The organism is Delftia sp. DLF01 (genome assembly GCF_014852125.1).
Lineage (GTDB): Bacteria > Pseudomonadota > Gammaproteobacteria > Burkholderiales > Burkholderiaceae_C > Comamonas > Comamonas acidovorans.
Genome location: NZ_JACVAZ010000002.1, coordinates 1461266 through 1484430, shown reverse-complemented (window position 1 = coordinate 1484430; position 23165 = coordinate 1461266). Strand labels below are relative to the sequence as shown.

General features: G+C 67.5%; 22 protein-coding genes. 11 read left to right on the top strand and 11 right to left on the bottom strand.

Annotated elements, in window-relative coordinates; genetic code table 11:
• Positions 1-110: 110 nt before the first annotated feature.
• Complete coding sequence (locus IB269_RS15175; RefSeq protein ID WP_013804713.1) at positions 111-1157, bottom strand: porin; 1047 nt, start codon at positions 1155-1157, stop codon at positions 111-113.
• 482 nt (positions 1158-1639) lie between these two features.
• Between IB269_RS15175 and IB269_RS15170 the strand changes: the two genes are divergently transcribed.
• Complete coding sequence (locus IB269_RS15170; protein ID WP_318652159.1) at positions 1640-3058, top strand: hypothetical protein; 1419 nt, start codon at positions 1640-1642, stop codon at positions 3056-3058.
• Between the two features lie 33 nt (positions 3059-3091).
• The gene (locus IB269_RS15165; protein ID WP_180318378.1) at positions 3092-3778 is read left to right on the top strand and encodes a winged helix-turn-helix domain-containing protein; all 687 of its coding nucleotides are present in this window, start codon (positions 3092-3094) and stop codon (positions 3776-3778) included.
• Positions 3779-3830: 52 nt separating this feature from the next.
• Here IB269_RS15165 and IB269_RS15160 read toward each other — a convergent pair whose 3' ends face one another.
• From IB269_RS15160 to IB269_RS15135, 6 genes are all read right to left on the bottom strand, one after another.
• Positions 3831-4838 carry a transketolase family protein gene (locus IB269_RS15160; protein ID WP_043820089.1) on the bottom strand — a complete coding sequence of 336 codons (1008 nt, stop codon included), beginning with the start codon at positions 4836-4838 and terminating at the stop codon, positions 3831-3833.
• Positions 4835-5695, bottom strand: coding sequence for a transketolase (locus tag IB269_RS15155; protein ID WP_192367515.1), 861 nt, complete (start codon positions 5693-5695; stop codon positions 4835-4837). Before IB269_RS15155 ends, IB269_RS15160 begins: the two co-directional genes overlap by 4 nt.
• A 33-nt stretch (positions 5696-5728) precedes the next feature.
• A complete protein-coding gene (locus tag IB269_RS15150) occupies positions 5729-6988 on the bottom strand; it encodes a TRAP transporter large permease (RefSeq protein ID WP_017406354.1) in 1260 nt (419 codons plus the stop codon).
• A gap of 13 nt (positions 6989-7001) precedes the next feature.
• Positions 7002-7556 (bottom strand): TRAP transporter small permease, encoded by a 555-nt coding sequence (locus IB269_RS15145; protein WP_192367514.1) that lies wholly within the window; start codon positions 7554-7556, stop codon positions 7002-7004.
• 17 nt (positions 7557-7573) lie between these two features.
• A complete protein-coding gene (locus IB269_RS15140) occupies positions 7574-8575 on the bottom strand; it encodes a TRAP transporter substrate-binding protein (protein ID WP_192367513.1) in 1002 nt (333 codons plus the stop codon).
• Between the two features lie 70 nt (positions 8576-8645).
• On the bottom strand, positions 8646-9395 hold the full coding sequence (locus IB269_RS15135) for an SDR family NAD(P)-dependent oxidoreductase (protein WP_013804706.1): 750 nt from the start codon (positions 9393-9395) through the stop codon (positions 8646-8648).
• 182 nt (positions 9396-9577) lie between these two features.
• Here IB269_RS15135 and IB269_RS15130 point away from each other — a divergent pair, with 182 nt between their 5' ends.
• The 8 genes from IB269_RS15130 (at position 9578) to IB269_RS15095 (ending at position 19252) form a co-directional block, all read left to right on the top strand.
• A complete protein-coding gene (locus IB269_RS15130; protein ID WP_043820098.1) occupies positions 9578-10492 on the top strand; it encodes a LysR substrate-binding domain-containing protein in 915 nt (304 codons plus the stop codon).
• Positions 10493-10735: 243 nt separating this feature from the next.
• Positions 10736-13393 (top strand): putative bifunctional diguanylate cyclase/phosphodiesterase, encoded by a 2658-nt coding sequence (locus tag IB269_RS15125; protein WP_318652158.1) that lies wholly within the window; start codon positions 10736-10738, stop codon positions 13391-13393.
• 89 nt (positions 13394-13482) lie between these two features.
• The gene (locus tag IB269_RS15120) at positions 13483-14154 is read left to right on the top strand and encodes a phosphoglycolate phosphatase (protein WP_404826771.1); all 672 of its coding nucleotides are present in this window, start codon (positions 13483-13485) and stop codon (positions 14152-14154) included.
• A gap of 147 nt (positions 14155-14301) precedes the next feature.
• The gene (gene speE, locus IB269_RS15115) at positions 14302-15597 is read left to right on the top strand and encodes a polyamine aminopropyltransferase (protein WP_065347164.1); all 1296 of its coding nucleotides are present in this window, start codon (positions 14302-14304) and stop codon (positions 15595-15597) included.
• Positions 15598-15840: 243 nt separating this feature from the next.
• Positions 15841-16533: a hypothetical protein gene (locus IB269_RS15110; RefSeq protein ID WP_192367512.1), complete on the top strand. Its 693-nt coding sequence runs from the start codon at positions 15841-15843 to the stop codon at positions 16531-16533.
• Between the two features lie 170 nt (positions 16534-16703).
• Positions 16704-17204, top strand: coding sequence for a hypothetical protein (locus IB269_RS15105; RefSeq protein WP_034389620.1), 501 nt, complete (start codon positions 16704-16706; stop codon positions 17202-17204).
• Positions 17182-17868, top strand: coding sequence for a response regulator transcription factor (locus IB269_RS15100; RefSeq protein ID WP_013804692.1), 687 nt, complete (start codon positions 17182-17184; stop codon positions 17866-17868). Before IB269_RS15105 ends, IB269_RS15100 begins: the two co-directional genes overlap by 23 nt.
• The gene (locus IB269_RS15095) at positions 17837-19252 is read left to right on the top strand and encodes a sensor histidine kinase (protein ID WP_192367511.1); all 1416 of its coding nucleotides are present in this window, start codon (positions 17837-17839) and stop codon (positions 19250-19252) included. The genes IB269_RS15100 and IB269_RS15095 overlap by 32 nt, the downstream gene beginning before the upstream one ends.
• Here the strand turns inward: IB269_RS15095 and IB269_RS15090 are convergent.
• Positions 19227-19823 (bottom strand): chalcone isomerase family protein, encoded by a 597-nt coding sequence (locus IB269_RS15090; RefSeq protein ID WP_013804690.1) that lies wholly within the window; start codon positions 19821-19823, stop codon positions 19227-19229. The two genes, IB269_RS15095 and IB269_RS15090, sit on opposite strands and share 26 nt — an antisense overlap.
• 1133 nt (positions 19824-20956) lie before the next feature.
• On the opposite strand from IB269_RS15090, the gene IB269_RS15085 reads away from it, so the two are divergent.
• Positions 20957-21271: a hypothetical protein gene (locus IB269_RS15085; protein ID WP_034389625.1), complete on the top strand. Its 315-nt coding sequence runs from the start codon at positions 20957-20959 to the stop codon at positions 21269-21271.
• Positions 21272-21319: 48 nt separating this feature from the next.
• Here IB269_RS15085 and IB269_RS15080 read toward each other — a convergent pair whose 3' ends face one another.
• Genes IB269_RS15080 through IB269_RS15070 form a run of 3 tightly spaced genes read right to left on the bottom strand, consistent with a single transcriptional unit; the run spans position 21320 to position 23141 of the window.
• Positions 21320-22300 (bottom strand): CBASS cGAMP-activated phospholipase, encoded by a 981-nt coding sequence (locus tag IB269_RS15080; RefSeq protein WP_013804689.1) that lies wholly within the window; start codon positions 22298-22300, stop codon positions 21320-21322.
• Positions 22300-22749: a hypothetical protein gene (locus tag IB269_RS15075; RefSeq protein WP_034389628.1), complete on the bottom strand. Its 450-nt coding sequence runs from the start codon at positions 22747-22749 to the stop codon at positions 22300-22302. The genes IB269_RS15080 and IB269_RS15075 overlap by 1 nt, the downstream gene beginning before the upstream one ends.
• Positions 22746-23141 (bottom strand): hypothetical protein, encoded by a 396-nt coding sequence (locus IB269_RS15070; RefSeq protein WP_063327577.1) that lies wholly within the window; start codon positions 23139-23141, stop codon positions 22746-22748. The genes IB269_RS15075 and IB269_RS15070 overlap by 4 nt, the downstream gene beginning before the upstream one ends.
• Between the last annotated feature and the right edge of the window lie 24 nt (positions 23142-23165).

Genomic DNA, 23165 nt, shown 5'->3' with positions numbered 1-23165 from the left:
CGCCATGAACTGTATTCAGTCCATGGCGGAGACTGTAGAGTCATCGGCTTCTATATATCCGGGCAGCCGGATGACATTTCAGCCATATTGCCGCAAATGCGTGGAAATCTTCAGAAACTGTGGCGCATGCCGAGTTCAGCGCCTGTGGAGCTGCCGCCCGCAGCCAATCCGGTGGTGCCGCCATTGAGGCTGAAATTGGCCCCGCCCTTGTTGGTCACGCGTGCAAGGGTTCCGTACAGCGCCGTGCGCCGCGACAGGTTGTGCACATAGCCGATCGCATACCTGTTGGCATCGCTGCCATTGAAGGCAACCGGCCCACGGCGCGAATCGGTGCGCACATAGGAGGCGCGGATGTAGTTCGCCCCCACGGGCACGGTAAGGCCGACCTGCCAGCGGTCCTCGGAGCCCGCGATGCGGGTTCCATAGGTGCCATAGGGCAGGTCCTCGCGCTGGAAATACCCCATCAGCTTGGCAAAGCCGAAATCGTAGGAGGCGCCTGCGCCGTATTGCTTGAGCTTGGTGCCCGCAGCGTTCACATCGGTCGAGCCATAGGTGAGCGCCAGGTTCAGAGGGCCGTTGTCGTAGGTCAGGCGGCTGCCGAAATGGCGGCCGGCGCTGCTCACGGGGTCTTCGTCCAGGGCATACATCACTTCTGCCTGGAAACCGCTCCATTTGGGAGTGAAGTACTGGATGGCGTTGTCGCTGCGGTAGTAGTTCGAGAAGGTGCCGGGCAGGCGGCTGATGATGTTGGAGTTTGCCAGGCCGATCACGTTGAACGGGTCGAACTTGGTGGGATTTTGCGCAGCCGGCGTGAAATCGCGGCCCAGGCGCAGCTCACCGAAGCCGCCCGCCAAGCTCACCGTGGAGCGGCGCTGGAAGAACTTGCCATTGGCGTTTGTCGTGCCGGTGTCGGCATAGAGGTCTGACTCCAGCCAGAACTCGGCCCTCAATCCGCCGCCCAGATCCTCGGTGCCGCGAAAGCCAAACCGGCCCGATGACAGCCCGCTGTTGTTCATGGTCATGTTGCTGGGCAGATCGCTGTTCTTCACGTAGCGCCCATTGACGTCAACGATGCCGAACAGGGTGATGGATGACTGCGCGCTGGCCGCCAGCGAAATGACGGGCAGTGCGGCCGCCAATATACGATTGAATTTCATGCCTGGTCCTTGTATTGAATTTGGATTCCATGCGCATCCATTTAAAAACGGATGCTGTTGTAAATACTAGAATTCACAGGCCGGCACCAGGAGCCTTGAAAAAGAATCGACGGGGGGTGGCAAGCCAATCACAGGTTTTTTGGGCTCAACATGTTCCGTCCGGCCAACACCAATGGATTGCAATTCCATTCATGGCAGTTATCTTTCTTCAATATGTCTTGAATGTCACTTTTCTGTTGGGTAGATGGATTCTGGAGATTGATAGCATCCCGGGGGTTGAATCCGGTAAAGAAGAAAAAATCAATTCGTATCGGGTTGTTGATACGGCTGAGAGCGGGTATCGCAAGATAGGAGGGGACAGAAAAATGCGGCGCGAGGATGTCAAGCTGAGGATGCTGGCCAGGCGAGGGGACACGGGCGCCAGGCTTCAGCTCGGGGAGGCGTATCTGACCGGGGGACCCGGCGTTTCCAGGAGCATCCCGGTGGGGTTGGAGTATCTGCAGGCCGCACTGCCTCAGGCCAGGCGCCAGGCCTCGGTCTGCATAGCCTTGCATCTGCCGCTCAGGGAGTTGCTGGAGCACGGGCTGCTGGAGACCCTGAGGATCGCGGCGGAGTATGAGGATGTCGGGCGCCAGAAGCTTGCCGCATGGCATCTCATCCGGGGGGAGCTCGATCTGGCGCTGGAGTGCCTTGGCAAGTGCAGCGCCGCCCTGCCAAGCCATCTGGCAAGCAGCGTGTCTGCGCACACATCCGGCGAGCTGCTGCAGGCGTTGCAGATCCTGCGCGCCATACAGCCGCTGGACATTGCCGAAGTCATGGCCTGCGAGGCCCGGCAGGCCATGGCCATGGGCCAGTCGCACCGCGCCGTGCGGATGCTGGAGCTCCTGCGCGACCTGCCTCATGCCGCTCATGGCCCGGTCATGCAGCAGCTGATTGCCGACCTGGTCCACCAGGCGGAGGTGGCGGGCCATGGCCTGGGATGGCTGACCGTGGGCTGTATCGAAGCCAGCCTGGACCGATGCGCTGCCAATGGCGACGTGCGCGCCTGCCACGTGCTTGGACGGGCGCTTTCGGGGCTGCCCTGTGCACACCTGGCTCCCGAAAACCTCGTGAATGCGCAGAACCTGCGCAAGGCCGCAGCCCTGCTGCTGCGCGCTGCCGATGGCGGCATCGTCACCGCCTGGCTGCACCTGTTCCGCATCTGCTCCGACTACCGCAGCTCGGTGGCCAATCCCACCCTGGCACGCTTTTGCCTGGAGAAGGCGGCACGTCACGGACTGCCCGAGGCCGAGCGCCGCCTGGGTGCACTGGTGCTGCGTGATGCCACGCACATCGAACCCATGGAACAGGGCGTGGCCCTGCTGCATGCTGCAGCGGCCAAGGGGGACGTGCTGGCCGGGCTGCTGCTGCGTTCCTTGCTGCTGCCCGTGGGCGGTGACAACGAGGAGGAGGCCCTCGCGGCCATCGAGGCGGTACAGCCAGATGCCCCGCTGCTGGCCATGCGCCTGCGCCTGGCGCGCGTGTTCGGGCTCACCAAGCTGGAGGCGCTGTCGGTCAATCCCTCGACCGCCATGCGTCCCTGGGGGCTGGTGGTGGGCCACAACCCCCTGGTGGCGAAGGCCCGGCTGTGCGAGCCCCGTGCCGTGCCCGCGACCACGCCCGATGCCCAGCGCTGCCTGGAGCAGGCTGCGTCCATGTTCTCGGCACAGCAGGGGGAATCCCTGGCGCCGGAAGGCTCGCTGAGGGCCCGATCCCTGCAGATGCGGCGGCTGTTTCACCGCCTGCAGATCAGTGAAACGGTCTTCTTCGCTTCTGCCTCCTCACAGCAGCGCGATGCCATTCGCATTGGCACGAAATGGGCCAGGCGGCAGCAGCAGATCCTCCGCCAGGTGCTGGCCTGAGCCTCGCCTGTGCCCGCGTGCGAAGGAAAAGACATGAAGATCCTGATCGTGGATGCCCACCCGCCGTCGGCGCAGTACCTGTGCCAGGGCCTGTGCCAGGACGGATTCAACGTCGATGTCGTGCATGACGGTCTGCAGGGCCGCAACCTGGCACTGAGCCGCGCCTACAGCCTGCTCGTGCTGGATCTGGAACTGCCTGGCCAGAGCGGGCGTGCGGTCCTGCAGACCCTGCTCCAGGCGGGCGACACGCCCACCATCGTGGTCACCGCAAACGACAGTCTGGAGGACCAGGTGTTCTGCCTGCAGAACGGCGCCGATGACTACCTGGTCAAACCCGTCAGGTTGCCGGTGTTCCTGGCCCGTGCACGGCTGCGGATGCGAGGCTCTGCCGGCCAGGAGGGCCTGCGCCTGACATTGGCGGATCTGGTGCTGGACCTGTCGAAAAAGCGGGCCGAGCGTGCCGGCCGGCGACTGGACCTGACTCGCCAGGAATTCGCCGTGCTGTGGCTGCTGCTGCAGCGCCAGGGCGATGTGGTCACGCGCGCCGAACTGGTGCAGCAGGTCTGGAGCCTGCCCGTCGATGCGCTGAACAACGTGGTGGATGTGGCGGTGTGCAGGCTGCGCAGCAAGCTCGATGATCCCTATGCGGTCAAGCTGCTGCACACGGTGCGCGGCATGGGCTACCTGCTGGCGTTGCGCGACGGGGATCCCGCCAAGTAGCCCTCATCTGCACTGCTTTGCTCTGGAGCGCCCGCTGCCACAACGCCGGCGTTCAGCCCAGCCACTGCCGGATGCGCCCCGCCAGCGCCTGGGCACTGATGCCGTAGCGCTCATGCAGCGTGGGCAGGGCGCCCGCGTCGAGGAAGGCGTCCGGCAGGCCCGCCAGCCGAAAGCGCGCGGGCCGCACATCGCGCTCCAGCAGGGCGCCGGCCACGGCCTCGCCCAGGCCGCCCACCACCGAATGGTTCTCCGCCACCACCACCAGGCGCGGCCCGCTGGCCACGGCCTGCACGATGGCCTGCACATCCAGCGGCTTGATGGTGGCGCAGTGCAGCACGGCGGCGCCCACGTTGTCGGCGGCCAGCAGCTGGGCGGCCTCCAGCGCGCGCATGGTCATGAAGCCGCTGGAGATGATGAGCACCTCGCGGCCCTGGCGCAGCATCTTTGCCTTGCCCAGTTCGAAACGGTAGTCGTACTCGTCCAGCACCAGCGGCACGTTGCCGCGCAGCAGCCGCATGTAGACGGGGCCGCGGTGCGCCGCGATCTGGGGCACGGCCTGGGTGATGTCCAGCGCATCGCAGGGATCGACGATGGTCAGCCCCGGCACGGCCCGCATCATGGCCAGGTCGTCCGTGGCCTGGTGGCTGGGGCCGTAGCCCGTGGTCAGGCCGGGCAGGGCGCAGCAGATCTTGACGTCCAGGTTTTCCTCGGCAATCACCTGATGGATGAAGTCATAGGCCCGGCGCGTGCCGAAGACGGCATAGGTGGTGGCAAAGGGCGTCAGCCCCTCCTTGGCCATGCCGCCGGCGGCGGCCATGAGCAACTGCTCGGCCATGCCCATCTGGAAGAAGCGCCCGGGGTGGGCCTGGGCGAACAGGTGCAGGTCGGTGTACTTGGCCAGGTCGGCCGTCATGCCCACCACATCGGGCCGGCTGGCGGCCAGCTCCACCAGGGCCTTGCCGAAGGGCGCGGCCTGCACGCGCTGGCCCTCGGCGGCGATGGAGGCGATCATGGCCGAGGTGGTCGGCCGGGGCTTGGGGGTGGCAAGAGGCATGTTCATGGCAGGGCGGGCTCCAGGGGTTGCGATGCGTCCAGGATGGCGATGGCCTGCTGCCACTCGGGCGGATCGACGCGGATGAAATGGTTCTTCTCGCGCTGCTCCAGGAAGGGCACGCCCTTGCCCATCAGCGTGTCGCAGAGGATGACGCGGGGCCGGTCCTCGGCCAGCGCCCGAGCCGCGTCGAAGGCCTGCACCACCTGGGCCAGGTCGTTGCCGTCCACGCGCTGCACATGCCAGCCGAAGGCGGCCCATTTGTCGGCCAGCGGCTCGAAGCCCAGCATGCGCGTGGACGGGCCATCGGCCTGCTGGTTGTTCACGTCCACCAGGCAGATCAGCCGGTCCAGGCCGTAGTGGGCTGCGGACAGCGCGGCCTCCCAGGTCGAGCCCTCGTCCAGCTCGCCGTCGGACATGGAGTTGTAGACAAAGGCATCGCTGCCCTTGTGGCGCAGCGCCAGCGCCATGCCCACGGCGATCGGCAGGCCCTGGCCCAGCGAGCCGCCCGAAATCTCCATGCCCGGCGTATAGCTGGCCATGCCCGACATGGGCAGGCGGCTGTCATCGCTGCCATAGGTCTGGAGTTCCTCGTCGGACAGGATGCCCGCCTCGGCCAGGGCCGCGTAGAAGGCGATGGCGTAGTGGCCGTGCGAGAGCAGGAAGCGGTCGCGGCCCTCCCACCCGGGCTCATCGGGCCGCAGCCGCAGCGCGTCGCCATAGGCCACGGCCAGCACATCGGCCCAGCCCAGGGCCTGGCCTATGTAGCCCTGGCCCTGCACCTCGCCCATTTGCAGGGCGCGGCGGCGTATGCGCCAGGCACAGGCCGCGAGCCGGTCCAGGCGCTGTTGCAGTTCTTGGTTCATGCATCGTCTCCTCGGGATGGAAGGGCGCGCGGCTCAGCGCAGGATGCTGGCCGGCACATAGGACACCAGCGCCAGCACCGCCAGCGCCACCAGGTAGAAGGGAATCAGCTCGCGCACGGTCTGGCCCACCTTGACCCGGGCCAGCGAGCTCGTGATGAACAGCGTCGTGCCCACGGGCGGCGTGTACAGCCCCAGGGCCAGGTTCACGACCATCATGATTCCCAGCTGGGTCATGTCCATGCCGATGCTCTGGGCCAGCGGCACGAACACCGGCGTGAGCAGCAGCACGGCGGCCGGCAGGTCGATGAACATGCCGATGAAGAGCATCAGCAGGTTCATCAGCACGATCACCAGCCAGGCCGAATGCACATGCGACTGCACCCACTGCACGATGCCGTCGGGCATGCGGTCGAAGGTCAGCAGCCAGCCGATGGCCGACGAGGCCATGATCACCAGCAGCACCACGCCCGTGGCCAGGCCCGCATGCACCACCGCATCGTTGAGCCGGCGCCAGCCCAGGTCGCGGTAGATGGCGGCCGACACCAGGCCCGCATACAGCGTGGACAGCACGGCCACCTCGGTGGGCGTGGCGATGCCGAAGCGCAGGAACACGATGATCAGCACCGGCAGCAGCAGGGCCGGGCTGGCGTACAGCAGGTGGCGCCGGAAGGCGGGCCAGGCAAAGGGCGTGGTGTCGCGCGGAAAGCCGCGCCTGCGGCCCACCCACCAGCACACGCCCATGAAGCCCGCGCACATCAGCAGCCCCGGCACGATGCCCGCCACGAACAGCGCCGCAATCGAGGCATTGGCGCTGAGCGCGAACAGGATCATGGGGATCGACGGCGGGATCAGGATGTCGATGGTGGCCGCCGCCGCCAGCGTGGCCGCCGAGAACGCGGGCGGATAGCCCAGCCGCCTGTGCCACGGGATCATCAGCGAGCCGATGGCCGAGGCATCGGCCACGGCCGAGCCCGACACCCCGCCGAACAGCGTGGACGACATCACCCCCACCTGGGCCGGCCCGCCGTGAAAGCGCCCTATCAGCGCCGACAGCACGCCCACCAGGGCCTCGCCCAGGCGCCCGCCCATCATCAGCGAGCCGGTGAGCATGAAGAACGGAATGGCGATCAGCGGAAAGCTCTGCACCTGGGCCACCATCTGCTGCACGAGCAGGTCCAGCGGCACGCGGTCCGAGGTGGCCGCCGCCGCCATGGCGCCCATGAGCAGCGCGTGGGCAATGGGCATGGCGATCACGGCGCCCGCCATGAAGACGAAAAGCATGATGAAGGACATGGACCTGCCCCCTTCACCAGTGCGCGGCGGCCACGGGCCGCGCGGGTTCGGCATCGGCACTTGCGGCATCGGGCGCATCTGCAGCCCCTGCGGATGCCCGGCCCCCGCCCGCCACGCAGGCGCGCCAGGCCGACTGCAGGGCCAGCAAGGCCAGCAGCGCCATGCCCACCATCACGCAGCCATAGGTCAGCGAGCCGGGAATGCCCAGGATCTGGCTGCGCTCGTCATGCACGATCTCCAGCATGTTCAGCGTGGACCAGGCCAGCGTGGCGTACAGGGCGGCCACGGCCAGCCAGCCCAGCACGGCCGTGGCGCGCTGCACGCGGGCCGGCAGCGCCTCGACCAGAAAGCTGGTGGTGATGTGGGCACCATGGGCGGCGGCCAGCACCACGCCCGACATCACCAGCCAGGGAAACAGCAGCTCGGGCACCTCGTTGGCCCATTGCAGGCTGGCGCCGCTGGCATAGCGCAGGGCGGTGTTGCACACCAGGATCACGAAGATCACCAGGGTGCTGGTCCACAGCACGGCGCGGCACAGGCCCGTGACCAGGCGTTCGATGAGATTCATGGATGGCTCCCTGCACTTCACTGCGCGCCTGCGGCCTTGACGACCTTGGCGATATAGGGGCCCGCCGGGCTGGCCAGCCATTTGTCCTGCACCCTGGCCGTGGCCTGGGCGAAGGCCCGCGCGTCGATGGTGCTCACCTCCACGCCCTTGGCGCGGATGTCGTCCAGCAGCTTGTCGTCGGCCTCGCGCGCCAGCTGGCGCTGGTAGGCCGTGGCCTCCTGCGCGGCCTCGGTCAGCAGCGTGCGGTCGGCGGCCGGCAGCCGGTCCCAGCTGCGTTTGCCCATGATCAGCGGCGTCATCTGGAACATGTGGCCCGTCAGCGTCAGGTGCTTTTGCACCTCGTACAGCTTGCTGGCGTGGAAGTTGGCCAGCGGGTTCTCCTGACCATCGACCACGCCCTGCTGCAGGGCCACGTACAGCTCGGCGAACTTGATCTGCTGGGCCTCGGCGCCCAGGGCCTGGATGATGTCCACCAGCACCGCGTCGGGCGGCGTGCGCATCTTCAGGCCCTTGAGATCGTCCACGCTGCGCAGGGGCCGCTTGCTGTTGGTCATGTGGCGTATGCCGTTGTCCCAGTAGCCCAGCACCACCATGCCCTTGGCGGCCGATTTGTCGGCCAGCTCCCGGCCCAGCGGCCCGTCCAGCACCTGGAAGGCACGGGCCGGCGTGGCGAAGAGAAACGGCATGCCATAGGCCGCGTACTCGGGCACGGCCGCTGCCACCGCGCCCTGGGAATTGGCCGACAGGTCCAGCGCGCCCGTGCGCAGGGCCGTCACCATGGCCGCGTCGTCGCCCAGCTGGGCCGAGGGCGCGACCTGCACCTCGATACGGCCCGCGCTGCGTGCCTTCACGAGTTCGGCGAATTTCAGCGAGGCCAGGTGGCGCGGATTGTCGGGGGCCGCGCCGTGGCCCAGCGTGAGCTTCACGGCCTGGGCGCCGGCCAGTGCCGGCAGCAGCAGGGCGCAGGCTGCCAAGGCCCTTGCGGCCAGGGCAGCGCGTTGGAAATGCTTGTTCTGCATGGTCTTGTCTCCTTTGCTTTTTGGGGGGCCATGCGCGCCATGGCCAGGCCGGTGGGTGCGGGTGATGCAGTCAGTGGATGAGCATCCCGCCGTTCACATCGAGCGTGATGCCCGTGCAATAGCCAGCCAGGTCGCTGGCCAGGAACACGCAGGCGCCGGCCACATCGTCGGCGCGGCCCAGGCGTGCCAGCGGAATCGTGGCGGAGATCTCGCGCTTGCGTTCGGGGCCGAGCTTGCCCTGGGTGATGTCCGTCTCGATCAGGCCAGGCGTGACGCAGTTGATGCGTATGCCATCGCCGCCGAACTCGCGCGCCATGGCGCGGGCCAGGCCCAGCACGCCGGCCTTGGCGGCCGAGTAGTGCGGACCGCCGAAGATGCCGCCGCCGCGCTGGGCCGAGACGGAAGAAATGCAGACGATGGCGCCCGCTTGCTGCCTGCGCATGGCCGGCAGCACGGCCTGGGACATGTACAGCGTGCCGCGCAGGCTCACGTCGAGCACGCGGTCGTAGTCGGCCCCGCCGATCTCCAGCGTGCCCACGGCCTGCGTGATGCCCGCGTTGTTGACCAGCGCGTCGATGCGCCCGAAGGCGCGCAGCACGGCGGCGGCCGCCGCCTCGCACGAGGGCTTGTCCGTCACGTCGGCCACCAGCCCCAGGTGCCCGTCGCCCAGGCGCGCGGCCGCGCCGGCCGGATCGGCCCGCTCCAGGTCGAGGATGGCCACGCGGGCCCCCTGGGCGGCCATCTGGCGCGCCGTGGCAAAACCGAGTCCGTTGATCCCTGCGCCGCCGGTGATGATGGCGACCCTGTCCTTGAGCAGCATGTGCCTGTCTCCGCTGTAGTGGTGGTGGATGCAGCCATCTTGGGCTGTCACGAGCATGAAGACAAACGATGTTTCATCAGCCTAAGATGACGGTTCTTCAGCTCACGTACGGGGTCTCCCGGGGTCTTCCGGTGTCCCCCGGTGTCTGCCCGTGAGCTGCCCGCGTCTTCGAGGAACTTGCCATGGCATCCATTCCCAGCAGTGCCCACCTGCAGGCCTTCGAGGCCGTGGCGCGCCGGCGCAGCTTCGCGCTGGCGGCCTCCGAGCTGCACCTGACGGCCTCGGCCGTCAGCCACCAGGTGGCCAAGCTGGAGGCGCAGCTGGGCGTGCGCCTGTTCGAGCGCAGCGCGCATGGCGTGCGCCTGAGCCGCCCGGGGCAGGCCTACCTGGAGCGGGTGGGCGGGGCGCTGGCGGCCATCGTCTCGGCCACCGAGGACCTGCGCCACAGCATGAGCAACAGCCTGTACGTGCACTGCGCGCCCAGCATCGCCAGCCTCTGGCTCATGCCCCGGCTGCGGGACTTTGCGCGGGCCTGCCCGCACATTGCGCTGAACCTGTCGGCCGCGCACTCGCACAGCGACTTCGCGCTGGGCCAGGCCGATATCGACATCCGCTACGGCATTGCGCAGTGGCCGGAGCTGGAGGTGGAGCCCCTGTTCGAGGAGCACATCCTGCCGCTGGCCAGCCCCGCCTTCGTGGCCGAGCATGGGCTGCAGCGCGTGCAGCAGTTGCTGCATGTGCCGCTGATCCAGAGCAACGTCAGCATCGTCCAGTGGTCGGACTGGTTCCAGTCGTTCTCGCAGCTGCGCGCGCCAGAGCGCTTTGCCGTGCGTTTCGACCGCGCCCAGATGTCGCTGGACGCGGCCACGCAGGGCCTGGGTGTGGCGCTGGAAAGCGCCATGAATGCGGGCGGCCACATTGCCGACGGCCGGCTGGTGGCCCCCTTCGGCGTGGACCGGGCCCTGCGCGTCAAGGCCCACTTTGCCGTCTACCCCGCGCGCAACGCCCGGCGGCCTGCCGTGGCGGCCTTTCTGGCCTGGCTGCATGCCGAGGCTGCCCGCACCGAGCAGCAGCCCTGCCGCCAAAGCCCGGAATGAGTTGGCCGCCAGCCCCGAAAAATGGCAGAACGGATATTCCTGCATCCATTGCGAAAAACCTGCGATGCAATTTCTCTATGAATGAGCCAGTGTGCGGCAAATGGTTTTATTGCCCCTGTTTTCGGTGAATGACGACGTGATTGCCAGCAGGGATTGGCAATAATTCGGGACAGCCATACACACAGGGAGTGCCACGCTGAAATGGCCAAATCAGCAAGACGCCGATTTATCGGACTGATCACGGTGAGCTACGGATTGTTCGCATTCGGCTGGATCCTTCTGTCCGACAAGCTGTTGTTCGCATTGGCAGGCAGTGCGGATATCGGCTGGCTTTCCGTCGTCAAAGGGCTGTTCTTTGTGCTGGCCACGGACTTCCTGCTGTTTTTCGCGCTGTGCTCGGTGCCGGCCGGGCAGGGCATCGGCGCCTCCGCCATCGCCCAGGAAATGGGGCCGCGCCGCTTTCCGGTCTGGGCCTCCTATCTGTTTGCCCTGGCCATGAGCCTGGCCGTGCTGGCCGCCAGCAGCACGCTGGCCAGCCATTTCGGTGAACGCTCGCTGCTGCTGCTGTTCATGCTGCCCGTGCTGGTCAGTGCGCTGATCGGCGGCCTGGGGCCGGGCCTGCTGGCCACGGCCTTTGCCGCCTACAGCCTGGACCAGACCGACGGCGTCGCCGTGCGCGACTGGGCGCAGTGGGGCGTGGTGGCCGTCAACGGCCTGGCCGTGAGCGTGCTGGCCGAGACGCTGCAGCGCTCGCTGCGCAAGGCCAACATGCAGCGGCAACTGCTCGACTCGGTGATCTCGGGCACCTCGGACGCCGTCTTCGTCAAGGACCTGCGCGGGCGCTACCTGCTGGTCAACCGGGCCGCCGCCAGCCTGGTGGGCCGCCAGGCCGAGGACATCGTGGGCAAGGATGACTTCGCGCTCTTTCCCTTCGGCATCGCCAGCGCCATCCGCAGGAAGGACCAGGCGGTGCTGCGCCAGGAGGTGGCCACGCATGAGGAGCAGCTGACGGTGGAGCCGGGCAGGACGCTGGACCTCCTGGTCACCAAGGGCCCGGTGCGCAATACCGCAGGCCACATCGCGGGCCTGTTCGGCATCTCCCGGGACATTACCGAGCGCAAGCGCTTCGAGCGCGAACTGGCCCAGGCCGCCGTGGTGTTCGACAGCAGCCACCAGGGCATCATGGTGGTCGATCCGGGGCGGCGCATCACGCGCGTCAATCCGGCCTTCACCCGCATCACCGGCTATGCGCCCGAGGACGTGATCGGCAAGACGCCGCGCGTGCTGTCCTCGGGCCTGCACGGGCCGGAGTTCTACCGGCAGATCTGGGCCTGCATCGCGCGCGACGGCTTCTGGCACGGCGAGATCTGGAACCGCCGCAAGACGGGCGAGATCTTCGCCGAGATGCTGTCCATCTCCGCCGCGCAGGGCGCCGGTGGCGAGATCGAGCACTACATCGGCGTCTTCACCGACATCAGCCACATCAAGGCCCACGAGGCCGAGCTCGAGCGCGTCACCCACTACGACCTGCTCACCGGCCTGCCCAACCGCCGCCTGCTGATCGACCGGCTCAACCAGGCCATGCTGCGCACGGCGCGCGAGGGCCGCTCCCTGGCCGTGTGCTTCCTGGACCTGGACGGCTTCAAGGAAATCAACGACCTGCACGGCGCGGCCGCAGGCGATGCGCTGCTGGTGGGCGTGGCCGCCCACCTCAAGAGCGTGCTGCGCTCCGAGGACACGCTGGCCCGGCTCGGCGGCGACGAGTTCGTGCTGCTGCTGTCGCACATCGGCTCGGCCGAGCACTGCTCCACCATCCTCGACCGGGTGCTGGAGGCGGCCAGCCGTCCCGTGCCCGTGCAGGACCGGGTGCTGTCCGTGACCGCCAGCGTGGGTGTCAGCCTCTACCCCGACGACCAGGCTGACCCCGACCTGCTGCTGCGCCATGCCGACCAGGCCATGTGCGTGGCCAAGCAGGCCGGGCGCAACCGCTACCAGCTGTTCGATCCGGAAAACGACCGCAAGGCCCATGCGCGCCGCCTGCAGCTGGGCTGGCTGCGCCAGGCGCTGGAGAAGGGCGAATTCCTGCTGCACTACCAGCCCAAGGTGGAGCTGGGCGGCGGCAAGCTGGTGGGTGCCGAGGCCCTGTTGCGCTGGCACGACCCGCGCCAGGGCCTGCGCGCGCCGGGCGAGTTCCTGCCCTTCATCGCGGGCAGCGACCTGGAGCGGCCGCTGGGCGACTGGGTCATCGGCGAGGCCGTGGCCCAGGCGGCGCGCTGGTTCGGCCAGGGCCTGGACCTGTGCGTGAGCATCAACGTCAGCGCCAACCAGCTGCTGGACGGCGGTTTCCACGCCAAGATGGCCCAGGTGCTGGCCCGCCACCCGGACCTGCCGCCGCACCTGATCGAGCTGGAAATCCTGGAAAGCGCCGCCATTGCCGACATGGAGCAGGCCATCCAGGTGATGGGCCAGTGCCGGCAGCTGGGCATACGCTTTGCGCTGGACGACTTCGGCACCGGCTACTCCTCGCTCACCTACCTGCGCAAGCTGCCCGTGCAGTCGCTCAAGATCGACCAAAGCTTCGTGCGCGACATGCTGGCCGACCCGGACGACCTGGGCATCGTCGAAGGCGTCATCCAGCTGGCCAGCACCTTCCAGCTCGAATCGGTGGCCGAAGGCGTGGAAACGCCCAAGCATGCGCGCCGCCTGCGCGACATGGGCTGCCACGTGGCCCAGGGCTACGGCATCGCCCGGCCCATGCCCGCCGACCAGCTGCCCGCCTGGGCCGCGCGCTGGCAGGCCGGGGAAAACTGGCTGGCGCATGGAACACACGGCACGCACGGCGCTCAAGGCGCTCAGGGCGCTCAGGGCACGCACGATCACCCGCTGCAGTCCGGGACCTGAGTTCCGCAAGACTCCGCTGTCACCAACGGCTTTGCGCAGGCACTACGATCGGTGCCCGACATCCTTCAACCGTTTGCAAGGCCGTGCAAGTGCACCTCATTCCCCTCGATTCCACGCAACTGGACGCCGCCATCGTTGATCTCGACGGCACCATGGTCAACACCCTGGGCGACTTCGCCGAAGCCCTCAACCGCATGCTGGCGGACCTGCAACTGCCGGCCATCGCCCCGCAGGCCATCGAGAACATGGTGGGCAAGGGCTCGGAGCACCTGATCCGCTCGGTGCTGGCCCATGTGGGCGCGGCCGATGTGGATGCCATCTACGGCCAGGCCTGGCAGCGCTACGAGCACCACTACCTGCAGCTCAACGGCCAGTTCGCCGAGGTCTATCCGGGCGTGCTCGAAGGCCTGCAGGCCCTGCGCGCGCGCGGCCTGCGGCTGGCCTGCCTGACCAACAAGCCGCTGTCCTTCGCACAGCCGCTGCTGGCACAAAAGGGCCTGGCGCCGCTGTTCGAGCAGGTCTTCGGCGGGGACTCCTTCGAGCGCAAGAAGCCCGACCCCCTGCCCCTGCTCAAGACCTGCGAGGCCCTGGGCACCTCCCCCGCGCGCACGCTGATGCTGGGCGACTCCAGCAACGACGCCCAGGCCGCGCGCGCCGCCGGCTGCCCCGTGGTGCTGGTCAGCTACGGCTACAACCACGGCCAGCCCGTGCGCCAGGTCGATGCCGATGGCTTCGTCGATGCGCTGACCGAACTGGCCTGAGACGCGCAGCCTCCAAATTTGTTGGAAAAAGAATGGGATTTGGCGATGGTTAACGCACTTTGACGGTGCGATTTATGTTTTTGCTAGAGTCGTCTGCTTTGCCATCCTGGCCGCGATCCGGCCACAGACAAGGAGGAAGCACGCGACATGCACGGACTGCACCTGACCGCCGATCTCTACCAATGCCAGGGCGACGCGCGCCACATGCTCGACGCCGACGCCATCGCCGCCCTGTGCCGCGCACAGACCGCGCAGGCCGGCCTGACCCTGGTGGAGGACCGCTGGGTCAAGTTCCCGGACTACCAGGGCCAGCCCGGCGGCGTCACCGGCACCGTGCTGCTGGCCGAATCGCATCTGGCCATACACACCTGGCCCGAGACCGGCTGCGTCACCGTCGATGTCTACGTCTGCAACTTCTCCGCCGACAACTCGGGCAAGGCCCGCGCGCTGATGGAGGGCGTGATCGCCGCCTACGCGCCGGGCCGCGTCGTGCGCCAGCAGCTCATGCGCGGCGACATCGGCCCCGGCGCCAAGGACGAGGCGGCGGCCGATGAAGGCGATTGGGCGCTGGAGGCGCTCACGCCCCATGCGCGCTTTGGCTGGCGCGCCACGCGGCGCGAAACCGTGCAGACGCCCCATCAGGAACTGGAGCTGCTGCACACGCCGCAGTTCGGCAAGGTGCTGCGCCTGGACGGGCGCTTCATGACCTCCGAACGCGAGGAATTCTTCTACCACGAGGCCCTGGTCCACCCCGCTGCCCTGGCCCACCCGGCGCCGCGCAAGGCGCTGATCCTGGGCGGTGGTGATGGCGGCGCGGCCGAGGAGCTGCTCAAGCACCCGTCCATGGAGCAGGTGGTGGTGGCCGAGCTGGACGAGGCCGTGGTCCAGGCCGCACGCACGCACCTGCAGCAGGTGCACCGGGGCGTGTTCGATGACCCGCGCCTGCAGCTGCGCATAGGCGACGGCATGGCCATGGTGGAGCACACCGAGGAGCGTTTCGATCTCGCGCTCATGGACCTCACCGACCCCGACACGCCTGCCAGCGCGCTGTACTCCGACCAGGCCCTGGCGCGCATGAAGCGCGTGCTGGCGCCGGGCGGCGCCCTGGTGCTGCACCTGGGCAGCCCCGTCTTCCATGGCGAGCAGGTGGCGCGGCTGGTGGCCAGCCTGCGCGAGCGCTTTGCCATCGTGCGCTGCTACGGCCTCTACATCCCCCTGTACGGCGCCTACTGGGGCCTGGCCGTGGCCTCCGACACGCTGGATGCGGCGGCGCTGCCCCCCGCCCAGCTGCGCCAGCGCCTGGCCGAGCGCCGCCTGCCCGACCTGCGCTACTACAACGCCGAAGTGCACCCCGCACTGTTCGCGCTGCCCAACTATTACCGCGACCTGGTGCAGCCCGCGCCCCTGGCGGCGCTGCCCCCGCGGGCGGTCCGCGTCGCCTGAGCCCAGCCCGTTCTGGCAACGGGCCGAGCCCGGCCCGCCCTGGCCGGGCTGCGGTGGCAACTGCGCGCCCGGCAGGGCAAATTTGACACAGTGCTGCAATCTGGTGGCAAGTCTGCTGTAATGAAAAACGGTGGGAAGGCCCGTGCGCCCGCCATTTTTCCGGCTTCCTGGTAAGTATTCCGGGATATTGCGTGCTTGCAAAAACCATATCAACAGATAAAGCGCCAGACGCCCTGTATCAAAATGACTGCTTCCCTTTCAAAAACAAGAATATCCACGTCCAAATACCACGATGATTCCTTGCTGCGGCTTTGGAATTGGGCTTTGTTGGCGGGACTGGTATTGAGTTTTCCCCTGAGCTTTGTATTGCCGCAAAGCCTGAGCTGGGAAAATGGATTCCTGGAGAATATCCAGGCCGTGACCCTGCTGCTGGGCATGGTGGCGGCCCTGGTTGCGGCGCGGCGGCAAAAGGGCTCCTTTGCAGCGCCACTGTGGTGGATCGCCTCCCTGTTCTGGCTGGCCTTTCTGGGGCGTGAACTGGCCTGGGGCGCGGCTTTCCTGCCCAGCCTGGAGGCTGGCAAGTGGGGGCCGGTGATCAGCTCCCAGGTGCTGTGGTACCGGCCCGCCGTCAAATGGGTGGTGGGTGCCATGCTGCTGCTTTGCTGCTATTGGTTTGTGCGCCACGGTGTCTGGAACAAGGTCATCAAGCGCCTGGTGCGCGAGAAGGCGCTGCCGATATTCAGCCTGGCGACATTTGTCGCGGCCATGGTGATATCCACCAATGCGGAAGGTCATGGCTTCATTGTCCTGCAGCAATGGTTTGATTATCAGGTGATCGTGCTGGAGGAGCTGGTGGAGACCTTTGGCTATATGGCGCTGTGGCTGGCGCAGTGGGCGCTGGTCAGGTATGTTGCTGGCTGGCAGGAAGATATTTGAGCCAATATTGATCAAACCGGCCGCCTGCATATTCCCGGTGTAATGGGCCAGATTCAGGGGCCGGTAAGTCGCCAGTAAGACGCAATCGGGGAGCATGGCCGTTTTCCCCGAAGGTTTGCCGCTCTCGCGGCGGACCGACGGAGCCTGAAACGACAGAACGTGCCATCGCAATGCAAGCCTCCATCTACCAGGACGTGATAGGTATCCAGGCGGCGGGCCAGGCGTATTCCCTGGGTTCGCGCTTCCAAGAATGCAGCCAGCACCGTGCCGTGCGGCTGGAGACGATCTTCGAGCTGCTCATCCTCAAGTTCCGCGAGGACCTGCTGCAGGCGCTGGCCGAGGAGCCGCCAGGCCCCGCACGCCACCTGCGCGCCTACGTGCGCTGCGTCTGCGAGCATGCCCTGTCCCGCCAGCGCGGCCAGAAGACGGCCGCACAGTTGCTGACCCGCGCAAGATTCCAGAACATATGGTTTGATTTCGTGGACGCGGCCTGCGCCGACGATCTGGTGTCCGAGGACATTGCCCTGCAATGCCGCGCCATGGTCGAGGACCTGTGGGTCATCCATGTGCTGGTGGAGCCCATGGCGCCGCAGCGCATCACCGGGATCAGGGAGCATTTGCTGTCCCTGTGCGGCAACGACGGAAACCATGAATCGCATCGCATTAATTGAGGACCATGCCAGGCTGGCCACGCTGGTCAGCCGCTCGCTGGCCAACTCCGGCATAGAGACCGACGTCTTCCACCAGATCTCCACGGCCTGGCTGGCCCTGCAGGACATCGACTACGGCGTCATCGTCATCGACCGCGGCCTGCCCGATGGCGACGGCCTGCAACTGGTGCAGCGCCTGCGCGCCGCAGGCCGCTCCACGCCCTGCCTGATGCTCACGGCCCGTGACGCGCTCAGCGACCGCGTGGGCGGCCTGGAAGCCGGGGCCGACGACTACCTGACCAAGCCCTTTCCCATGGAAGAACTGATCGCCCGCGTGCGCGCCCTGCTGCGCCGCCCGGCCCTGGTGCAGGAGCTGGCGCCGCAACTGGGCGACATCAGCATCAGCCCGCAGCAGGCCTGCATGCACTGCGCGGGCTCGGCCATCGCGCTGCCGCCGGCGGAGCTGCAGATCATGCTCAGCCTGGTGCGCAAGGCCGGCGCCACGGTGCGCCGCTCCACGCTGGAGGCGGCGGCCTGGGGCATGAGCAGCGTGGTCACGCCCAACGCCCTCGATGTGGCCCTGCACCGGCTGCGCCGCAAGCTGGCCGCGGCCGGCTCATGCATGGAAATCGTCAACATCCGGGGTCAGGGCTATGCGCTTCGCGAACCTTTGCTGGCCCGGTAGCCTGCGCTCGCGGCTGCTGGCCGTCTATGGGTTGAGCATGGTGTTCAGCGCGCTGCTGGTCGGCGCGCTGGTGATCCTCGTCGCCAAGCCCTTCGACAGCTACGCGCTGCAGCGCGGCATGGGGCATGCGGCCGAGAAGCTGGCCGAGTGGGTGAGCTTCGATGCCAAGGGCGTGCCCCAGGGTTTCAGCGAGCGTGAACTCAAGGCCTGGATGCTGACCAGCTTGGGCGAGGAAATGCAGTTGCGCATCACCGACGCCCGCGGCCGCGTGGTCTTCGCCCCCAACGGCGAAATGCAGCCGCTGACGCAGACCGGCCGGGGCTTCGACCCCGAGCTCAAGGCCTTTGCCTACGAGCGCGGCGGCGTGGTCATGCGCGCGGGCACGGCCACGCTGGTCCACGACGGCACGACGTGGCACGTGCAGATAGCCGTCAGCGACCGCATGGTGGACTGGCTGCGTGAATCGGTGGGCCTGCCCGCGCTGTGGCGGGGCATGGTGGCCATCGGCGTGGTCTTCCTGGTCGTGTTCCTGTTCTCCACGCACCGCACGCTGCAGCGCATGCTCAGGCCGCTGGGCGTGGCCGCGCAGGATGCCCAGCGCATCACCCCGCAGACGCTGGGCACGCGCCTGCAGCCCAAGGACCTGCCGCGCGAGTTCGCGCCCCTGGTCGAGGCCTTCAACCACGTGCTGGACCGGCTGCAGGCCGGCTTCAGGAACCAGCAGGAATTCCTGTCCATGGCCGCGCATGAGCTCAAGACGCCGCTGGCCCTGATGCGCGTGCAGATCGAGCTGGAGCCCGAGGACCGGCGCAGCCCCGAGCTGCTCAAGGACGTGGACCACATGGCGCGCCAGGTCCAGCAGCTGCTGCACCTGGCCGAGGTCTGCGAACACCAGCGCTACCGCATGGAAGACATTGCGCCGGCCGACATCATTGGCGAGGTCTGCGACTTCATGGCCCGCGCCTCCGAAAAATGCGGCGTGCACATCCACTGCGAGGTCAAGGACGATGCCCTTGCCTGGCGTGCCGACCGGGGCGCGCTCTTCGTGCTGCTCAAGAACCTGATCGAGAACGCCGTGCAGCACAGCCCGCAGGGCGCCACCGTCACCGTGAAGGCCTGCGGCCTGGGCTTTTCGGTGCTGGACCAGGGCCGTGGCGTGCCGCCCGAGGACCTGCCGCGCATCTTCGAGCGCTTTTGGCGCAGCAGCGAGCGGCGCGACCTGGGCGCAGGCCTGGGCCTGCCCATCTGCCTGGAGATTGCGCGCGCCCACGGCTGGACGCTCACGGCCCTGCCCGGTGCCACGGGGCTGGAGATCCAGGCGCGCTTTGCCGGGCCGGTGCAGGAGCCCGCGCAGCCGTTCAACCGCCCAGCAATGCCTTCTTGAGCTGATCGTCGGCCGGGTGCGGGCCCAGCCAGATGCCCAGCAGCGCCTGGAAGAACTCGGGCTCCTGGAAGGGCGCGCCCTGGGCCTGGCCCTTGACGAAGACCTGGGCACCCTGGCCCGGCACCCAGTCCACCGAGAAGTTCTCGCCCGGCAGCAGCTTCTTGTGCTGCGTGAAGATGTCACTCATGCGCAGCACGCCGGGCACCAGGCGTGAGAAGCGCGCGCGCTCCATGTTGTCCTCGATGCCGCGCGCGAACAGCTTGCCCAGCTCGGCCGAATCGATCTCGCGCAGCATGGTCACGCTCACGCGCTTGGGGCCGGGCAGGGCCGCGATCTCCTGCAGGCTGGCGGCCGGCTTTTCCAGGTACAGGCCCGCCGTGTAGACCTTGAAGATGGCCTTGTAGCGAATGCCCGCGCCATTGAGCTGCAGCGTCTGGCCGCCCACCCCGGCCTGGGCGGGATAGGCCACGCCCGCGACGGTGCGCGGCGGCTCCTGGGCAGTGGCGGCCAGCGGCATCGCCAGCGCCATGGCCAGGGCGGCTGTTTTCATCCAGCGGGGCAAGGCGGTCATGGTGTCTCCTGCGGGGGGCGGGCTGTGGCCCGGTTGCGGTTTGTTACGTCCGGGCGAGATGTTGTGGGGATTGGGTGGGGGTGGCAACAGGGTTTTCGCGGGCCGATGGAGGGTGGCTATCATCCTGCTCGGTCCGCTTTCTTGTCGTGGGTGTATGCCCACGTTCCTGCGGTTATGGACGGGATGGGGCTACCCGCAAGGGCGTCCGCACGGCTCAATGCGTGTTCTTAACATCCCGTCCACCTGTCTGTGGGTAAGAACACCGGCTCGTGGCTTTCGTCTTGTTTCCGGAGCGCAGGCGCGAGCCTGCGTCCCAGTGGTTTTGGGCGGGATGGGGCTACCCGCAAGGGCGTCCGCACGTCGCAATGCGTGTTCTTAACATCCCGTCCACCTGTCTGTGCGTTGCACCGCTGATTCTGTTTGCAAGCCCCTGTCGGGGCGTTTCTTTTCGAGGCCGGGTTTCGGCCCGGCGGCCGACTCACTTTCTTGTCTCGCTACAAGAAAGTGAGCAAAGAAAAGCGCCCGAATGTCCGCGTCCCCTTCGCTGCGCTGCGGGGCAACCTGCGCCGGGCTGCCTGCGGGGTTCGCTGCGGAACTCGCTGCGTTCACTGCGTGAACTTCGCTCAGACAACCGCAGCGAGTCAGATGACGAAGCAGTCCTGTCCTTCGGCAGGACTGCAACCCCGCAGGCAGCCCGGCGCAGGCGCGGCCATACGGGGAGTGGGTTCGGGCCTTCGCTTCGCTCGGCCTGGAGCGCTGGGGCGTTTGCCGTCTTGAAAGCCTCTATCATTGCGGCGGCCCCCTGTTCAGGGGCTGGTGCGTAAGAACACCTGCGTGTAAAGCGGTGCTGCCTCCCCGTGAGCGAGGCCTTGTCACGTCTGAATTGTCGGATCGTGGGTGCATGCCCACGTCCCTGCGGTTACGGGCGGGATGGGGCTACCCGCAAGGGCGTCCGCACGGCTTTGCACGTGTTCTTAACATCCCGTCCACCTGTCTGTGCGTAAGAACACGGGCCGGTGGTTTTGTTCTCTCGCAAAGGAGTACGAAATCATGTACGGCATTTCCATTTCTGCCTTCCCCTCCTCCCATCAAGCGCCTCACTCTGGCGCGTCTGCCGTGGAAGGGGTTGCGCCATGAGTACCGCTTCCACAACCCTGACCCAGCCCACGCCGCAGCAGTTGAGCCATGCCGTGACCGAGATCGGCCGGCTGACGCTGCAGGGCAGCAGCGAGGTGTATTCCCTGGGCCAGCTGGCGCTGGCCTGGCTGGAGCGGCCCGAGGGCCATCGCAATCTGGAGGTGGTGGCCAATGCGCTGCAGGCCATTTGCGGGGCTGCGCAGCGGATGGAGGAGCTGGTGGAGGACGAGGTGAGCTACGTGCATTGCCTGCAGGAGGATCCGGCGTATCTGCGGCGGATGGCTGCGGCTTCGGCGGCGTTTGAGCGCTGATTCTCTTTGCAAGCCCTGTCGGGCCTTCGCTTCGCTTGGCCTGGCGTTTCAGCCCAGGACGTTCTTCAGCAGCGTCTTTTCCTGCTCCGTGAGGGCGGCGATGCATTCGTCGCCCAGGGCCTGCAGCAGCCGGGTGCTGTCGGCGTTGGCGATGTCCAGGCCCAGGCGCTTTTGCTGGGCTGCGGGCTGCGTGAAGTTCAGGCGCAGGTAGCTGCTGGTGCCCAGTTCCTGGCGGGCCGCCTTGACGGCCTGGACTTCCTGGGCGGCCATGACCAGGTCCAGCAGGGGCTTGACCAGGGTCAGCCCGCGCCGGGGCATGGCCACGGGGTCCTGGCCCTGCTGGGGGTTGGCGGTGCCTATGCTGATCATCACGATGTCGGCCGCCGGCCCCCAGAGCTGGCGTGCGGCCTGCAGGGCCAGCAGGTCGGGCGCGTTGGCGGCGAGTCCGCCGTCCACGAAGACATGGCCTGCTGCGGCGTGCGCGGGAAAGTAGGTGGGGGCGGCCGATGAGGCCAGCATGGCGTCCATCAGCGTCAGGCCCAGCCGGTCCCTGTCGGGCAGGGCGCCGCTGGCCAGCACGTGCAGCTGCGATGAATTCCAGTTCACGGCGGGCAGCAGCAGCGGCACCTGCAGTTGCCCCAGGGCGGACTGCTCCGCTTGCGGCATGGCCTCCTTGATCGCTGCGCGCAGCGGGGCGCTGTCATAGAGCGCCTTGCCCATGGCCTGGCGCAGGCCGGGTAGCCATTTGGAGGGAAAGATGGCGGGGCCGTGGTCCAGCAGCAGTTGCTTGATGCGCGCGGGCTGGCAGCCGCTGGCCAGGGCGGTGGCGATGATGGCGCCGATGGAGGTGCCGGCGAACAGGTCCACTTTCTCCAGCAGGTCGCCGTTGCCGAATTCGCGGTGGATGCGCTCCAGCACATGGGCGCTGAAGAGGCCGCGATAGCCGCCGCCCGACAGGCTCAGGACGACCCGGCGCCGGCGCAGGCCCTGGCGCACCGCGCTGGACAGGGGCGGTACGTCGAAGTCCATCACAGCGCGTGCACGGTGACGCCCCGGGCGGCGGCCTGCGTCAGGTAGAGGTTGGCGGGCTCGGTGTAGCAGACCTTGAGCAGGTCGGCCGTGGCGATGAGCAGCCGCAGGTCCTGCGCCAGGGGCGCCGTGCCCTGCGGGCCCTGGCTGTCCAGCGGCGCGAAGTTGCGCCATTCGATGAAGCGCTCCAGCACCTTGTTGTCCACGCTGGTCAGCATGGAGGCGCCTTCGGCGCGCAGGTTGGCATACAGCGCGTCGAGCAGGGAGAACCATTCGTTGCGGTCGCGCAGGTCGTGGAATGCCTCGGCCACGGCCGCCTTGGCGATGGCCATGGACAGGTCGCTGACGATGCAGTCCAGCGGCCGGATGGTGGAGAACCACTGCAGGGTTGCGGGCTCCTGGTTTGCCATCCACAGCAGGCAGCGGGGGCCCAGCAGGTAGCGGCTCATGGCGCGCGCCGGGCGGGTACGTCGATATCGCCGCGCGCCCCGGACATCTGTGCAGCGGACAGATCCATGGCCTGGCGCGGCAGCGGCAGCGATCTGCAGATGTCGGCCACCGTGCGGGGGGCGCGCTCGTTGGCGGACAGGGCCACCATGTGCTCCTCGCTGACGATCACATAGCGCTTGCGGCCCTGGGAGATGAGGGCCACCCCGTCGTGATCGGCCTGTTTGAGCACCGCGCCGTACTGCGCCTTGAAGACCGAGATCGGCATGGGCGTGGTGTTGCGCGGCATGGCCGAGCCGACCTGATGGCTCAGGTCCCGCAGGGCGCGGTTCAGCGGGTCGCGTTCGCCCTCGGGCAAGGCAGCGTCGGTGCGGGCGGAGAAATGGGACGGCATGGTCGACCTTTCTGGTCAGGTTGT

Coding starts and splice junctions, on each gene's coding strand:
- speE (WP_065347164.1), top strand. CDS start 14,302: ATGCACGGACTGCACCTGACCGCCGATCTCTACCAATGCCAGGGCGAC.
- IB269_RS15105 (WP_034389620.1), top strand. CDS start 16,704: ATGCAAGCCTCCATCTACCAGGACGTGATAGGTATCCAGGCGGCGGGC.
- IB269_RS15155 (WP_192367515.1), bottom strand. CDS start 5,695: ATGAACCAAGAACTGCAACAGCGCCTGGACCGGCTCGCGGCCTGTGCC.
- IB269_RS15080 (WP_013804689.1), bottom strand. CDS start 22,300: ATGGACTTCGACGTACCGCCCCTGTCCAGCGCGGTGCGCCAGGGCCTG.
- IB269_RS15160 (WP_043820089.1), bottom strand. CDS start 4,838: ATGAACATGCCTCTTGCCACCCCCAAGCCCCGGCCGACCACCTCGGCC.
- IB269_RS15100 (WP_013804692.1), top strand. CDS start 17,182: ATGAATCGCATCGCATTAATTGAGGACCATGCCAGGCTGGCCACGCTG.
- IB269_RS15165 (WP_180318378.1), top strand. CDS start 3,092: ATGAAGATCCTGATCGTGGATGCCCACCCGCCGTCGGCGCAGTACCTG.
- IB269_RS15140 (WP_192367513.1), bottom strand. CDS start 8,575: ATGCAGAACAAGCATTTCCAACGCGCTGCCCTGGCCGCAAGGGCCTTG.
- IB269_RS15145 (WP_192367514.1), bottom strand. CDS start 7,556: ATGAATCTCATCGAACGCCTGGTCACGGGCCTGTGCCGCGCCGTGCTG.
- IB269_RS15070 (WP_063327577.1), bottom strand. CDS start 23,141: ATGCCGTCCCATTTCTCCGCCCGCACCGACGCTGCCTTGCCCGAGGGC.
- IB269_RS15075 (WP_034389628.1), bottom strand. CDS start 22,749: ATGAGCCGCTACCTGCTGGGCCCCCGCTGCCTGCTGTGGATGGCAAAC.
- IB269_RS15110 (WP_192367512.1), top strand. CDS start 15,841: ATGACTGCTTCCCTTTCAAAAACAAGAATATCCACGTCCAAATACCAC.
- IB269_RS15085 (WP_034389625.1), top strand. CDS start 20,957: ATGAGTACCGCTTCCACAACCCTGACCCAGCCCACGCCGCAGCAGTTG.
- IB269_RS15095 (WP_192367511.1), top strand. CDS start 17,837: ATGCGCTTCGCGAACCTTTGCTGGCCCGGTAGCCTGCGCTCGCGGCTG.
- IB269_RS15175 (WP_013804713.1), bottom strand. CDS start 1,157: ATGAAATTCAATCGTATATTGGCGGCCGCACTGCCCGTCATTTCGCTG.
- IB269_RS15150 (WP_017406354.1), bottom strand. CDS start 6,988: ATGTCCTTCATCATGCTTTTCGTCTTCATGGCGGGCGCCGTGATCGCC.
- IB269_RS15135 (WP_013804706.1), bottom strand. CDS start 9,395: ATGCTGCTCAAGGACAGGGTCGCCATCATCACCGGCGGCGCAGGGATC.
- IB269_RS15130 (WP_043820098.1), top strand. CDS start 9,578: ATGGCATCCATTCCCAGCAGTGCCCACCTGCAGGCCTTCGAGGCCGTG.
- IB269_RS15090 (WP_013804690.1), bottom strand. CDS start 19,823: ATGACCGCCTTGCCCCGCTGGATGAAAACAGCCGCCCTGGCCATGGCG.